Annotated in this window: 13 protein-coding genes; 6 read left to right on the top strand and 7 right to left on the bottom strand. The window is 67.2% G+C overall.

The features are described from left to right. Position 1 precedes the first annotated feature (1 nt). Positions 2–970, top strand: coding sequence for a tRNA (adenosine(37)-N6)-dimethylallyltransferase MiaA (gene miaA, locus DVB37_RS04040; RefSeq protein WP_162941153.1), 969 nt, complete (start codon positions 2–4; stop codon positions 968–970). A gap of 161 nt (positions 971–1,131) precedes the next feature. Here miaA and purM read toward each other — a convergent pair whose 3' ends face one another. After that, the gene (gene purM / locus DVB37_RS04035) at positions 1,132–2,181 is read right to left on the bottom strand and encodes a phosphoribosylformylglycinamidine cyclo-ligase (protein ID WP_104143482.1); all 1,050 of its coding nucleotides are present in this window, start codon (positions 2,179–2,181) and stop codon (positions 1,132–1,134) included. Between the two features lie 391 nt (positions 2,182–2,572). Between purM and hda the strand changes: the two genes are divergently transcribed. Genes hda through DVB37_RS04015 form a run of 4 tightly spaced genes read left to right on the top strand, consistent with a single transcriptional unit; the run spans position 2,573 to position 5,852 of the window. Continuing rightward, on the top strand, positions 2,573–3,274 hold the full coding sequence (gene hda, locus DVB37_RS04030) for a DnaA regulatory inactivator Hda (protein ID WP_046806465.1): 702 nt from the start codon (positions 2,573–2,575) through the stop codon (positions 3,272–3,274). Beyond that, complete coding sequence (locus tag DVB37_RS04025) at positions 3,271–3,969, top strand: HAD family phosphatase (protein ID WP_120153950.1); 699 nt, start codon at positions 3,271–3,273, stop codon at positions 3,967–3,969. Before hda ends, DVB37_RS04025 begins: the two co-directional genes overlap by 4 nt. Next, positions 3,969–5,360 (top strand): polynucleotide adenylyltransferase PcnB, encoded by a 1,392-nt coding sequence (pcnB, locus tag DVB37_RS04020; RefSeq protein ID WP_104143481.1) that lies wholly within the window; start codon positions 3,969–3,971, stop codon positions 5,358–5,360. Before DVB37_RS04025 ends, pcnB begins: the two co-directional genes overlap by 1 nt. 3 nt (positions 5,361–5,363) lie before the next feature. Next, positions 5,364–5,852 (top strand): 2-amino-4-hydroxy-6-hydroxymethyldihydropteridine diphosphokinase, encoded by a 489-nt coding sequence (locus DVB37_RS04015; protein ID WP_046806468.1) that lies wholly within the window; start codon positions 5,364–5,366, stop codon positions 5,850–5,852. A gap of 95 nt (positions 5,853–5,947) precedes the next feature. Here DVB37_RS04015 and DVB37_RS04010 read toward each other — a convergent pair whose 3' ends face one another. The 4 genes from DVB37_RS04010 to DVB37_RS03995 are packed head-to-tail and all read right to left on the bottom strand — an operon-like array spanning position 5,948 to position 9,691. Beyond that, positions 5,948–6,844, bottom strand: coding sequence for a sugar kinase (locus DVB37_RS04010; protein WP_104143478.1), 897 nt, complete (start codon positions 6,842–6,844; stop codon positions 5,948–5,950). Next, the gene (locus DVB37_RS04005) at positions 6,841–7,674 is read right to left on the bottom strand and encodes a CoA ester lyase (RefSeq protein WP_120153948.1); all 834 of its coding nucleotides are present in this window, start codon (positions 7,672–7,674) and stop codon (positions 6,841–6,843) included. The genes DVB37_RS04010 and DVB37_RS04005 overlap by 4 nt, the downstream gene beginning before the upstream one ends. Next, a complete protein-coding gene (locus tag DVB37_RS04000; RefSeq protein ID WP_104143475.1) occupies positions 7,671–8,864 on the bottom strand; it encodes a CaiB/BaiF CoA-transferase family protein in 1,194 nt (397 codons plus the stop codon). Before DVB37_RS04000 ends, DVB37_RS04005 begins: the two co-directional genes overlap by 4 nt. Next, complete coding sequence (locus DVB37_RS03995; protein ID WP_046806472.1) at positions 8,861–9,691, bottom strand: MaoC family dehydratase N-terminal domain-containing protein; 831 nt, start codon at positions 9,689–9,691, stop codon at positions 8,861–8,863. The genes DVB37_RS04000 and DVB37_RS03995 overlap by 4 nt, the downstream gene beginning before the upstream one ends. A gap of 165 nt (positions 9,692–9,856) precedes the next feature. Between DVB37_RS03995 and DVB37_RS03990 the strand changes: the two genes are divergently transcribed. Then, the gene (locus DVB37_RS03990) at positions 9,857–10,750 is read left to right on the top strand and encodes a LysR family transcriptional regulator (RefSeq protein ID WP_104143472.1); all 894 of its coding nucleotides are present in this window, start codon (positions 9,857–9,859) and stop codon (positions 10,748–10,750) included. 30 nt (positions 10,751–10,780) lie between these two features. Here the strand turns inward: DVB37_RS03990 and paaG are convergent, their stop codons facing one another. Next, positions 10,781–11,599, bottom strand: coding sequence for a 2-(1,2-epoxy-1,2-dihydrophenyl)acetyl-CoA isomerase PaaG (gene paaG / locus DVB37_RS03985; RefSeq protein ID WP_120153946.1), 819 nt, complete (start codon positions 11,597–11,599; stop codon positions 10,781–10,783). Further along, a complete protein-coding gene (locus tag DVB37_RS03980; RefSeq protein WP_120153943.1) occupies positions 11,596–12,726 on the bottom strand; it encodes an acyl-CoA dehydrogenase family protein in 1,131 nt (376 codons plus the stop codon). The genes paaG and DVB37_RS03980 overlap by 4 nt, the downstream gene beginning before the upstream one ends. Positions 12,727–12,746: the final 20 nt, after the last annotated feature.

Genomic DNA, 12,746 nt, shown 5'->3' with positions numbered 1-12,746 from the left:
TTTGCCCTCTTCCCTGCCCCCCGATACTGCGCTGGTGATTTGCCTGGCCGGCCCCACGGCCGCCGGCAAAAGCGCGTCCACCCTGGCCCTGGCCGAGCGCTGGCCGATGGAAATCGTCAACGTCGATTCGGCCACCATCTACCGAGGCATGGATATCGGCACCGCCAAGCCCTCGCCCGAGGAACAGGCCCGCGTACCGCAGCACCTGCTGGACATCCTGGACCCCGCGCAGTCGTATTCGGCCGCCGAGTTTCGCGCCGATGCGCTGCGATTGATCGACGAGATCCGTGCGCGCGGGCGCATTCCGCTGCTGGCCGGCGGCACGATGATGTACTACAAGGCCCTGCGCGATGGGCTGGACGACCTGCCTCAGGCGGACCCCGCCTTGCGCGCCGAAATCGAAGCGCGCGCCGCCATCCAGGGCTGGCCCGCGCTGCATGCCGAACTGGCGCGGCAAGATCCCATCACGGCGGCGCGCCTGGCGCCCAATGACAGCCAGCGCATCCAGCGCGCGCTGGAAATCTGCCAATTGACGGGTCAGCCGATGTCCGCATTGCTGTCGCGCGGCCAGCAAAAGCCCGACGACGACGCCAACCACTACCTGACCATCAGCCTTGAACCGTCGGAGCGCGCCGCGTTGCACGCGCGCATCGAACAGCGCTTTGACGCCATGCTGGCCAACGGCCTGCTGGACGAAGTGCGCGCGCTGCGCGCCCGGGCCGATCTGCATCCGGGGCTGCCGTCCGTGCGCTGCGTGGGCTATCGGCAGATGTGGGCGCATCTGGACGGCGAGGTCGACCTGCCCACCGCGCGTGAACAGGGCATTGCCGCCACGCGCCAACTAGCCAAGCGCCAGATCACCTGGCTGCGCGCCCAGCCCGACCGCGTCATCGTCGACTGCCTGGCCAGCGACGCGGTGGCGCAAACCATCGACGCGGTAGCGCTGGCGCTGGCGGGCAAGCGCTCGTAGCAGAATGATGCTTGGCCAAGTCGCGCCTCGCGCGTGGCAAAACGTGGCGAAACGCGGCGAAACGCCGGCGACAGCACGAGCTGCTTCGGGCCCGCCCATGAAAAAACCCGCCAACGGCGGGTTATTTCATGCTCATGCACGCGAAGCGAAACCAGTCGGGCTTACACCACGAAGGTTTGCGCCATGCCTTCGGCCTGCGCGACGATTTCGCCGATCTTGTTGACCGTTTCACCTTGCTCACGCAAGGTCGCGGCGATGGCGTCGGCCTGGGCCGCATCCACCACCAGCACCATGCCGATGCCGCAGTTGAAGACGCGGTGCATTTCCGTGTCTTCCACGCCGCCCTGCTCTTGCAGCCACTGGAACAGCTTGGGCATTTCCCAGCCGTCGCGATGCAGCTTGGCCGACAGGCCGGCTTGCAGGATGCGCGGCACGTTGTCCAGAAGGCCGCCGCCGGTGATGTGGGCCAGGCCCTTGATGTCGGTGCCGTGCTTGGCCAGCGCGGCCAGCACTTGCTTGACGTAGATGCGCGTGGGCGCCATCACCACGTCAACCAGCGGCTGGCCGTGGAAGTCGTCGGTCGGCTTGGCGCCGGCGCGTTCGATGATCTTGCGCACCAGCGAAAAACCGTTGGAGTGCACGCCGCTGGAGGCCAGGCCCAGCACCACGTCGCCCGGCTTGATCGACTTGCCGTCGATGATCGCGGACTTTTCCACCGCGCCCACCGCAAAGCCGGCCAAGTCATATTCGCCGTCCGGGTACATGCCCGGCATTTCAGCGGTTTCACCGCCGATCAGCGCGCAGCCCGACAATTCGCAGCCCTTGGCAATGCCGCCCACCACCGACGCCGCCGTGTCCACCGAAAGCTTGCCGCAGGCAAAGTAGTCCAGGAAGAACAGGGGCTCGGCGCCCTGCACCAGGATGTCGTTGACGCTCATGGCGACCAGGTCGATGCCCACGGTGTCGTGGCGGTTCCATTCGAACGCCAGGCGCAGCTTGGTGCCCACGCCGTCGGTACCCGACACCAGCACGGGCTCGTTGTACTTCTTGGGCACTTCGAACAGCGCGCCAAAGCCGCCGATACCGGCCAGCACCCCGGGGCGCATGGTGCGCGCGGCGAGGGGTTTGATACGGTCGACCAGGGCGTCGCCTGCGTCGATGTCGACACCGGCATCGCGGTAGGTCAAGGGGGCTTTAGGTTGATTCGTCATGAGAAATGCCGTGGGGTATGTAACAATTGCTGGGAATTTGGTGGAACGCCCCGCATTTTACGATGTTGCGGGCCTGTGCAGGGTTCGGACTGGCCGGGCGCCGCGAAAGCGGCGGGGGCGAGACGGGCTGGCCGGGGGGCAAAAAGGGCGCAAACCCAAGCCTGGCAAAGCCCTTGAGCGCGACACCATCCCCCCAGGTGGTTTAAAGTGTTGGGTTGGCCGGGTTGGATTTTGCCAGTTTCTGGCGGGCATTACCCGAATCGGCCCCGTGTATCACCGTTTTTTGGCTTTTCCGGCAACACCGGCATGCCCATCGCGCCGCAGCGAGCCTTGCGCAGACGTACCGCGCAGGGCATTGGAAGTACCGAACAAGCCTGATTGATAACCTCTCATGAACCGCCAGCTGCTGCTCGACGTTCTTCCCGCGCCAGCGCCATCGCTGAACAACTATATCGCCGGCCCCAACGGGGAAGCGCTGGCGGCCGTGCGCGCGCTCAATCCGGGTCGCGCGCTGTATATATGGGGCGCCGCGGGCTGCGGCCGCACTCACCTGCTGCGCGCCCTGACCGCGCGGCCGGACGCCGTCTTCGTTGATCCGGCCAAGGGCGAAACCATGCTGCGCCGCCTGGCCGAAGCCGATTCCAAATCGCCCATGCCGAAATTCGTGGCGGTTGACGACGTGCACCGCATGGACGACAGCCGCCAGGCCGCCTTGTTCGCGCTGTACAACCGCTGGCGTGAATCCGCCGCCACGGGCCGCGCGTTCGCGCTGGCGCTGGCCGGCGACCGCGCCCCGCTGTCCATGCCGCTGCGCGAAGACCTGCGCACCCGCCTGGGCTGGGACCTGGTGTTTCGCCTGGACCCGCTGTCCGACGCCGACAAGCTGGCCGCGCTGTCCGCGCAGGCCGCCGAACGCGGCATGCACCTGGCTCCCGAAATCATCAACTGGATGCTGATTCATCACGAACGCGACATCCGCAAACTGGCCGCGTTGATCGACGCGCTTGACCGCTATTCCCTGGCCACCGGCCGTCCCATCACCCTGCCATTGCTGCGCGCCATGCTCGCAGATCCTGATTCGCAACGCACATGACATCCCGACGTCTCGCCCTGTTCGACCTGGACCACACCCTGTTGCCGCTGGACAGCGACTATCAATGGGCCGACTACCTGGCCCGCACCGGCCGCGCGGGAGACCCCGTCCAGGCCCGTCGCCAGAACGACGACCTGATGGACCGCTACAACCGCGGTGAACTCACCGCCGAACAGGCCGCCGAATTCATGCTGGGCCTGCTGGCGGCGCATTCGCCGTTCGACCTGGCCGACTGGCACGAAGAATTCATGCGCGAAGTCATCCGCCCGTCCATCACGGCCGACGCGCGCGCGCTGGTGCAATCCCACCTGGACGCCGGCGACCTGTGCGCCATCGTCACGGCCACCAACAGCTTTGTCACCGCCCCCATCGCGCGCGCCTTCGGCGTGCCCTACCTGGTCGCCACCGACGCCGAATACCTGCGCGGGCGCTATACCGGCCGCATCCTGGGCACGCCCAGTTTCAAGGAAGGCAAGGTTGTGCGCGTGAACGAATGGCTGTCCAATCTGGGATTGGCGCTTGCGGATTTCCCCGAATCGTTTTTCTATAGCGATTCGGTCAATGATGTGCCTCTGCTGGAAAAGGTGACCCGTCCGATCGCCGCCAACCCCAGCCCGACCCTGCGCACCATCGCAAAGGACCGTGGCTGGCAAGTGATCGACTTGTTCGACCACATGGAAGACTCGAAGTCCTAATGATCACTGAAACCATAAAAAAATTCGTCGGCCGCTTGTTCGCGCCGGCACCCCGGGGGCCGTTGCGCATTGGGCGCGACAAGCACGGCATTGATCGCCGTAACGTTTCTCGCCACGCCATCAAGGTCTGCGAAGTCTTGCGCCAGCACGGCTACGAAGGCTATATCGTGGGCGGCGCGGTGCGTGACCTGATCGTCGGACTGGAACCCAAGGATTTCGACGTGGCCACCAACGCCACGCCCGAACAGATCCGCCCGCTGTTCCGCCGCGCGCGCATCATCGGCCGCCGCTTTCAGCTGGTGCACGTGGTGTTTGGCCAGGAAATCATCGAAACCTCCACCTTCCGCGCCCCGGCGTCCGAAGAGCAGGAAACCGATGAGCACGGCCGCATCCTGCGCGACAACGTGTTCGGGTCACAAGAAGAAGACGCCAAGCGCCGCGACTTCACCATGAACGCGCTGTACTACGACCCGCACACCGAGGAAGTCATCGACTACCACAACGGTGTGGCCGACCTGAAAAAACGCCAGGTTCGCATCATCGGCGACCCGGTCAAGCGTTACCGCGAAGACCCGGTGCGCATGCTGCGCGCCGTGCGTTTCGCCGCCAAGCTCAACGGCACGATCGACCCCGCCACGCGCGAGCCCATCAGCACCATGGCCGAGCTCATCGAAAACGTGCCGGCCTCGCGCCTGTTCGACGAAATGCTCAAGCTGTTGACCTGCGGCCACGCCATGGACTGCCTGCGCCAGCTGCGCGCCGACGGCCTGCACAACGGCCTGCTGCCCTTGCTGGACGTGGTGCTGGAGCAGCCCGGTGGCGAACACTTCGTGGAGCTGGCGCTGGAACGCACCGACGCCCGCGTGCGCGCCGGCAAGACCGTGAGCCCCAGCTTCCTGTTTGCCGCGCTGCTGTGGCAGCAGGTGGATGTGCGCTGGAAGCAGCTGCGCGCGCAGGGCGAACACACCATACCCGCGCTGTCCCAGGCAGCCGATTCGGTGCTGGACGAACAGACGGAAAAGCTGGCCATCCAGCGTCGCTTCTCGTCCGACATGCGCGAGATCTGGTTCATGCAGCCGCGTTTCGAGCGCCGCATGGGCAAGACGATTTTCCGCATGATCGAACAACCGCGCTTCCGCGCCGCCTGCGACTTCCTGCAATTGCGCGCCGCTGCCGGCGAATTCGACAGCGTGTTGGCACAGTGGTGGATGGACCTGGCCAATGCCGACGACGTGACGCGCGCCGACATGATCGAGGAAGTGGCGCGCCTGCCGCGCGAGGCGGGTGATGGCGGCATGGGCGGCATGGGCGGCCCCGCTGCGTCGACCGGCACGCGCAAGCGCCGGCGTCCGCGCCGTTCGCCGTCGCGCGGCCCGGCCACCCCCGAGTAAACCGTGTCGCCCGCTTTGGTCCGCGCCTATATCGGCCTGGGCGCCAACCTGGGCGACAGCGCGGCCACCTTGCGCCGCGTGCTGGCCCAATTGCAGGCCACGGACGGCATCGACGCCGTGACGGCGTCGCCGTTCTACCGCAGCGCGCCGGTGGACGCCGCCGGCCCCGACTTCGTCAATGCGGTGGCGGCACTGGACACGCGGCTGCCGCCGCTGGCCTTGCTGGATGCGCTACAGGCGCTGGAAAACCAGCACGGGCGGCTGCGCCCATACAAGAACGCCCCGCGCACGCTGGATCTTGATCTGTTGACATACGGCGACGTGTTGCTGGATCACGAACGGCTGATCCTGCCGCATCCGCGCATGCATCAACGCGCGTTCGTGCTTTTGCCGCTGCACGACCTGGCGCCGGACATGCTGGTGAATGGCCGGCCGATTTCGACGTGGGTCGCCCAGATCCGCGATCAGGCGATCGAACGCTTGCCGGATTGATCGGGCAGGCAGCCTGCAAGCTTGAGCTCGATGGCTGCCCGGATGCCTGCCCCGATGCCTACCCCGGCGCCTGCCCGCGCCAACCGCCCCCGCGCCTACGCTTTAGGCGCAAACGCCATCATCGCGCGTTCCACGTCTTCCACTTGCGGCAACCCGGCCTCGTTGCCCAAGTGCTGGATCTTGTGCGCCGACGCCGCGCGCGCAAAGGTGAAGTGTTCCAACCAGGGCAGCTCCGGCCGGTTCAAATACGACCACACATAGGCGCCGTGAAACACGTCGCCCGCGCCCGAGGTATCCACGATGCGTTCGCCCGGCACATCCAGCGATGGCAAGGTGTCGACGCGCCCCGTTTCGTCATACCAAAGCATGCCGCGCTCGCCCATCGTGACGGCGCCTATGCGGCAGCCGCGCGCCTTCAGCAGGTCCAGCAGCCCGGCCGGGCTCAGCTCCAGCTGTTCGCACATGCGCTCGGCGCACACGGCCACGTCGATATGGCGCAGCAGCTCGTCGGTATTCTCGCGCACGCCGCCGCCGTCCAGCGACGTCAGCACGCCCGCCTGCCGGCACGCGCGCGCATAGTGCAGCGCGGCGTCCGGCTGATGCCCGTCCAGGTGCAATGCGCGATACGCGCCGACATCCAGCCGGGGAAAATCATTTAGGTACTGCACGTCGCGCGCGCGCACGATGGCGCGCTTGCCGTGGTTGGGCATGATGAACGACAACGATGACCGGCGCACATGCCGCGCATGCAGCGTGATGCCGTGCGCGGCGGCCATGTCGGTGTACATGTGGCCCAGCCAATCGGGCGCCAGCGAACAGATCAGGTCGGGCGGCGTGCCCAGCTTGCCGCAAGCAAACGCCGCCGTGACGGCGTTGCCGCCGAAGGACACGGCGTAGTCACGCGCCACGCTTTTTTCGTCGCCGGTGGGCCATTCGTCGGCCAATACGGTGACGTCGATGTAGGTATGCCCGATAAACAGCGCATGGCTCATGGGGGGGTCTGTTCCCCGGCCTGCGCCAGCACCAGCCGCGCGCGCGCGATCACGGGCGCGTCCACCATCTTGCCGTCCAGCATGAAGGTGCCCGCCGCCGTCTCGCGATGTGCAGCCACCACGCGCCGCGCCCAGGCCAGTTCTTCGCGCGCGGGCACGAAGGCCGCGTGAATCACCGGCACCTGCGCCGGGTGGATGCACAGCATGCCGCCATAGCCCATTTGCTGCGCGCGCGCCGCCGCGGCCGCCAGCCCGGCCGTGTCCTGCACGCCGGGAAACACGCCGTCCAGCGCGGGCGCGAGCCCGGCGGCGCGGTTGTGCAGCAATACCTGCACGCGCGCCTGATCCAGCACGGTTTCGGCGCCGGGGGTGTCGGGGGTCAGGCCCATGTCCAGCGCGTAGTCCAGGCTGCCGAACGCCAGCCGCGCCACGCCGGGCGTGGCCGCGACTTCGGACGCGTTCAGCAGCCCGCGCGCGGTTTCAATCAGGGGGATGACGGGCAGACCGGTTTGCGCCACGTGCCGCACCTGCGCCAGTGTTTCTGCCTTGGGCAGCAGGATGCCCGCGATGTTGGGCCGGCCACGGCAGGCTTTCAGGTCATCGTCGTGCCAGGACGTGGACGCGTCGTTGATGCGCACCCACAGGCGGGCGTCGCGATGCGTCCCCAGGAAGTCGCACAGCGCCTCGCGGGCAGACGCCTTGGCCAGATGCTCGACAGCGTCTTCCAGGTCCACGATAACGGTGTCGGCCCCGGCGGCCAGCGCTTTGGGGATGCGCTCGGCGCGCGACGCCGGCACGAACAGGGCGCTACGAACGACGGAATGCGTCACACGACCTCCGAAGCATGCAATTGCGCCACCTGATCGGGCGCGTATCCCAGCGATGCTAGCACCGCATCCGTGTTTTCGCCCACGGCGGGCACGGCGGCCATGCGCGGCGCGAATGCGCTGCTGCTGGCGGGCGGCAACAGCGCGGGCAGCATGCCGGCCGGGCTGTCGACCTGGCTCCAGCGCGCGCGCGCCTGCAATTGCGGGTGCGCCCACACGCCGGCCATGTCATTGACGCGGGCGTTGGCGATCTGGGCATCTTCCAGCCGCTGTGTGACCTGTTCGATCGACAGATCGGCAAACGCCGCCACGATCAGGTCGCGCAACGCGTCGCGGTTGGCGGTGCGCTGCGAATTCGAGATAAAGCGCGCGTCTTCCGCCAGCGTGGGCTGGCGGAGCACCTGCGCGCAGAACACCCGCCATTCGCGTTCGTTTTGCAGGCCCAGCATGATGGTCGAGCCATCGCCCACCGGAAACGGGCCATAGGGATAGATCGACGCATGGGCCGCCCCCGCGCGCACGGGCGGCTTGGCGCCTTCGAACGCGTAGTACATCGGAAAGCCCATCCACTCGACCATGCTTTCCAGCATGGACACGTCCAGGCGGCTGCCCAGGCCGGTTTTCTGGCGCAGCAACAAGGCGTTCAGGATGGCCGAATACGCGTACATGCCGGCCGCGATATCGGCGATGGAACACCCGGCCTTGACCGGATCGTCCTTAGTGCCCGTGACCGACAAAAAGCCGCTTTCGCTTTGGATCAGCAGGTCATACGCCTTCTTGTCCTGATACGGGCCGCCCTCGCCATAGCCGGAAATGTCGCAGACGATCAGGCGCGGATAGCGCGCGTGCAGGGCCTCGAACGACAGCCCCAGCCGGGCCGCCGCGCCGGGCGCCAGGTTTTGCACGAGCACGTCGGCCGATTCCAGCAGGCGTTCCATGATGCCGCCCGCCTCGTCGCGCTTCAGGTCCAGCGTCAGGCTTTCCTTGGATCGGTTGGTCCAGACGAAATGCGAGGACAGGCCGCGCACGCGTTCGTCGTAGCCGCGCGCGAAATCGCCGCTGCCGGGCCGTTCGATCTTGATGACGCGCGCGCCCATGTCCGCCAGTTGACGGGTGCAAAAGGGTGCGGCGATGGCGTGTTCCAGGCTGACGACGGTAATGCCGTCCAACGGGCGGGATGCCTGTGTGCTCATTCGGTAAACCTCAGTTCGGCTTGATGGGCCAGCGTGCCGTCCTGCTCGGCCCACAGCTGGGCGACGCCCGGCTCGGTCAAGCGGCCGGCCACCTGGAAGGGCGTAGGCGAAATCAGCGGACGCAGGCCGCGGTAGCTCAGGTGCGTAGGGCGAGCTCGGGGATGGGCGCGCGTAAAGGCGGCGACCATCTCGGTGGCAATCAGGGGGCCGTGCACGACCAGGCCCGGATACCCTTCCACGTCCGTGACATAGGGGTGGTCGTAATGGATGCGATGGCCGTTGAAGGTCACCGCCGAATAGCGGAACAGCAGCACCGACGTGGGGTTGACGGTGTCGCGCCATTGCGCCTGGGGCGCGGGCTCGCTGCCCGACAGCTTGGGTGGCGACGGCTGGCGGTAGACGATGTCCTGCTCTTCCTCGATGACGATGTCGCCGGCCTGATGGTATTCATGGCGCACGGTGACGAACAGCAGCGCGCCGGTGCGGCCCGCCTTCTCTTCCACCTTGAGCACCTTGGACACCCGTTCGGCCGGCACGCCCACCTTCAAAGGCTGATGCCATTGCACCCGGCCGCCCGCCCACATGCGGTTACGGTCCTGTGCCGGCGGCAAGAAGCCGCCGCGCGCGGGGTGCCCATCCGTCCCCAACCCGTCCATGCCCACCGTGCTGATGAAAAACGCCCATTGCCACAAGGGCGGCAGGGCCTCGCCCACGCCCGGCGCCTGACCGCCCAGGGTGGCCGCGATGCGCGCGGCGTGGCCGGGGTCCATGGCGTCCGGCTTGCGTTCGCCGCTGCCGATCCAGGCTGCCGGGTCTGTAGAAGTCATGCCCATATCCTTTGGTGGGGTTGTTCGGTGGGATTGTTGGTAAGCGTCAAGGATGCCCGCAAGCCGTCCCCGTTGTGAATTCGTTTTTCCTCAAGGCGGGGTTTGCGGCGCCTGAATCGACAGCCCACGCCCGGGCCCGGCGCGGCGCGCCGTAATATATGGCCCATGCACTTCGACCTAGCCGACCTACGCCTGTTCATCCACATCGCCGAATCCCCCAGCCTGACCCAGGCCGCGAAACGAGCGCATCTGTCCCTGGCCGCCGTCAGCGTGCGGATCAAGGCGCTGGAGAACCAGCTCAATTCCCGCCTGCTGTACCGCGACAGCCGTGGGGTGGAAATCACGCCCGCCGGGCAGAAACTGCTACAACATGCCCGCGTCATCATGCGGCAGGTGGACCACCTGAAGCACGACTTCCAAGAGCAATCCGACGGCGATGCCGGGCACATCCGCATCTTTGCCAACACCACGGCCGTGACCGAATTCATGCCCGACATCCTGGCGCAGTTCCTGTCGGGGCACCCGGGCGTCACGGTGGACCTGCAAGAACGCCTGACGCGCGACATCGTGCGCGGCGTGCTGGACGGCACCACCGACCTGGGCATCGTGGCCGGCCCGGTCGATGCGCCGGAGCTGCAAGCCATCCACTTCAGCACCGACCGGCTGGTGCTGGTGGTGCCCAACGGCCATCCGCTGCAAGACCAGGACAAGGTCAAACTGGTGGACGCCGTGCGCTACCCGTTCATCACCATGCACGAAGGCTCCACGCTGGTGGCCTTCTTGCGTGACCAGCTGGAACGCAGCGGCCAGCGCCTGCCGCAACGCATCCAGCTGTACAGCTTCGATTCCATTTGCCGCATGGTGCAGGCGGGCGTGGGCATCGGCGTGATTCCCGATTCCGCCGCGCGCCGCTATGGCGCCGACACCAAGTTGCGCGTGGTAGAGCTGGATGAACCCTGGGTGGTGCGTGAACGTAAGCTGCTGGTGCGCGACATCGACGCCCTGCCCGGCTGCGCGCGTGACCTGATCGAACAGATCCAGGTACCCCGCGCGCCTTGACCTTCAGGGCGCGAGGCAAGCACCGGTCGCTCAGGTCCCGGTGAACGCGGGCGGCCGCTTTTCGGCAAAGGCGCGCATGCCTTCCAGGTAGTCGTCGGTGTAGCCAAGCTCGCGCTGCAACTGGCATTCCAGATCGAACTGCTGGGCCAGCGTATTGCAGCTGGACGCGTGCAGCGCCGCCTTGGTGGCCGCGTAGGCCCGCGTTGGCCCGGCGGCCAATGTGGCGGTGACGTCCGACACGGTGGCGGCCACCGCATCGTCAGGCACGACCCGCCAGATCAGCCCCCACGCGGCGGCCTCGGTGGCGCTGACGGCCTCGCCAAACAATGCCGCGCCCATCGCGCGCGCCGAGCCCACCAGCCGGGGCAAAAACCATGTGCCGCCCGCATCCGGCAGCAAGCCGATCTTGCTGAACGCCTGCACAAAGCGGGCCGACTGCGCGGCAAACACCACGTCGCAGGCCAGCACCAGGCTGGCGCCCGCGCCCGCCGCTACGCCGTTCATCACGCACACTACCGGCACCGGCAGCGCGCGCAAACGGGTGATCAACGGGCGATAGCACTTTTCCAGCATCAGGCTCAGGTCGCGCCGCGAGCCGTCCTCGGAGGGCTTGCGCTCGCTCAGATCCTGCCCCGCGCAAAAGCCCCGCCCCGCGCCGGTGATGACCAGGCCGCGCAGACCGGCGTGCGACTCCATCACATCCAGCGCGCGCGCCAGTTCGCCGTGCATGACTTCGGTAAAGCTGTTGAGCCGGTCCGGCCGGTTCAGGGTAATGACGCCCACGCCGTCTTTCAGCGTGAAGCGGATCTGCGTGTAGCCGTCGGCTGCGTTGTCGTGCGTTGCGCTCATGCCTGCTCCTCCAGCATCGCCACTTCCTCCAGCACCGCCAGTTGTTCGGCCGTGTCGCCCAGCAACGGATCCACCATGGTCAGCCGCTTGAAATAATCGCCGACTTCCAGCTCGTCGGTCATGCCCATGCCGCCGTGCAACTGCACCGCCATCTGCGCCACCTGGCGCCCGGCGCGCGCGGCTTCCAGCTTGGCCGACGCGATCATGCGGCGGCGCTGCACGGCATCGGGTTCGGTCAGCGCGGCCACGGCCACATAGGCCATCGACAAAGCCAGTTCCTTGGCCACCAGCATCTCGGCCAATCGGTGTTGCAGCGCCTGGAACGAGGCAAGCGGCTGACCGAATTGCTTGCGCGTCTTCAGATAATCAACGGTGATTTCCAGCAGCCGGTCGATCGCGCCCGCTGCGTGCGCACACAGCGCCGCCGTGCCCCACTGCAACGCCTGGGCCAGGGCGTCGTCGGCCTGCGCGCCTTCGGCCAGCAAGGCATCGGCGGGCAGGCCCACCGCGTCGAAATCCAGCCGGGCGCAGCGCGCGCCGTCCAGCGTGGGCGTGTCGGTGACGCGCACGCCGGCAACGGCCGACGGCACGGCCAGCAACACCGTCTGGCCCTCGGCGCCTAATGCGCTGACCAGCCACGCATTGGCCGCCGCGCCGTGCCACACCAGATGCTTGGCGCCATCCAGCCGCCAGCCCTGGGCAGTCTTGGCCGCGCGGCAATCGCGCGGCTGCGTGTCGTAGCGACGGCCGGGTTCTTGATAGGCCACGGTAACGATCGTCTCGCCCGAGGCTATGCCCGACAACCAGCGGCCACGCGCCGCGTCGCCGCACGCGTCCAGCAATGCCGCGCCCATGACCGCGCTGGGAATGACGGGTTCTGACACCAGCGCGCGTCCCAGTTCCACATGCACGGGCAGCAGGCTGGCCGGCACTTCGCCAAAGCCGCCGAAGTCCTGCGAAATGGTCAGGCCCAGCACGCCCAGTTCGGCCAGCGCGGCCCAGGCGTGGGCGTCCAGCGTGCCGGTGGCCTGGCGCGCGCGGCGTTGGGGAAATGTCCATGCCTGGTCCACCAGGCGGCGCAGGCTGTCGGCCAGCATGCGCTGTTCTTCGGTATAGATGAAATCCATGCGTGTCTTCCTGTCGGATG

The sequence above is a fragment of the Achromobacter sp. B7 genome (assembly GCF_003600685.1).
GTDB classification, from domain to species: Bacteria; Pseudomonadota; Gammaproteobacteria; order Burkholderiales; family Burkholderiaceae_B; genus Achromobacter; species Achromobacter spanius_B.
This window is presented reverse-complemented; position numbering and strand designations above follow the sequence as displayed.

What these genes read in the sequence shown, in the direction of transcription:
- paaG (WP_120153946.1), bottom strand. Translation starts at nt 11,599, where the DNA reads ATGAGCGCAACGCACGACAACGCAGCCGACGGCTACACGCAGATCCGC.
- pcnB (WP_104143481.1), top strand. Translation starts at nt 3,969, where the DNA reads ATGATCACTGAAACCATAAAAAAATTCGTCGGCCGCTTGTTCGCGCCG.
- DVB37_RS04010 (WP_104143478.1), bottom strand. Translation starts at nt 6,844, where the DNA reads ATGAGCCATGCGCTGTTTATCGGGCATACCTACATCGACGTCACCGTA.
- purM (WP_104143482.1), bottom strand. Translation starts at nt 2,181, where the DNA reads ATGACGAATCAACCTAAAGCCCCCTTGACCTACCGCGATGCCGGTGTC.
- hda (WP_046806465.1), top strand. Translation starts at nt 2,573, where the DNA reads ATGAACCGCCAGCTGCTGCTCGACGTTCTTCCCGCGCCAGCGCCATCG.
- DVB37_RS03980 (WP_120153943.1), bottom strand. Translation starts at nt 12,726, where the DNA reads ATGGATTTCATCTATACCGAAGAACAGCGCATGCTGGCCGACAGCCTG.
- DVB37_RS03990 (WP_104143472.1), top strand. Translation starts at nt 9,857, where the DNA reads ATGCACTTCGACCTAGCCGACCTACGCCTGTTCATCCACATCGCCGAA.
- DVB37_RS03995 (WP_046806472.1), bottom strand. Translation starts at nt 9,691, where the DNA reads ATGACTTCTACAGACCCGGCAGCCTGGATCGGCAGCGGCGAACGCAAG.
- DVB37_RS04000 (WP_104143475.1), bottom strand. Translation starts at nt 8,864, where the DNA reads ATGAGCACACAGGCATCCCGCCCGTTGGACGGCATTACCGTCGTCAGC.
- DVB37_RS04025 (WP_120153950.1), top strand. Translation starts at nt 3,271, where the DNA reads ATGACATCCCGACGTCTCGCCCTGTTCGACCTGGACCACACCCTGTTG.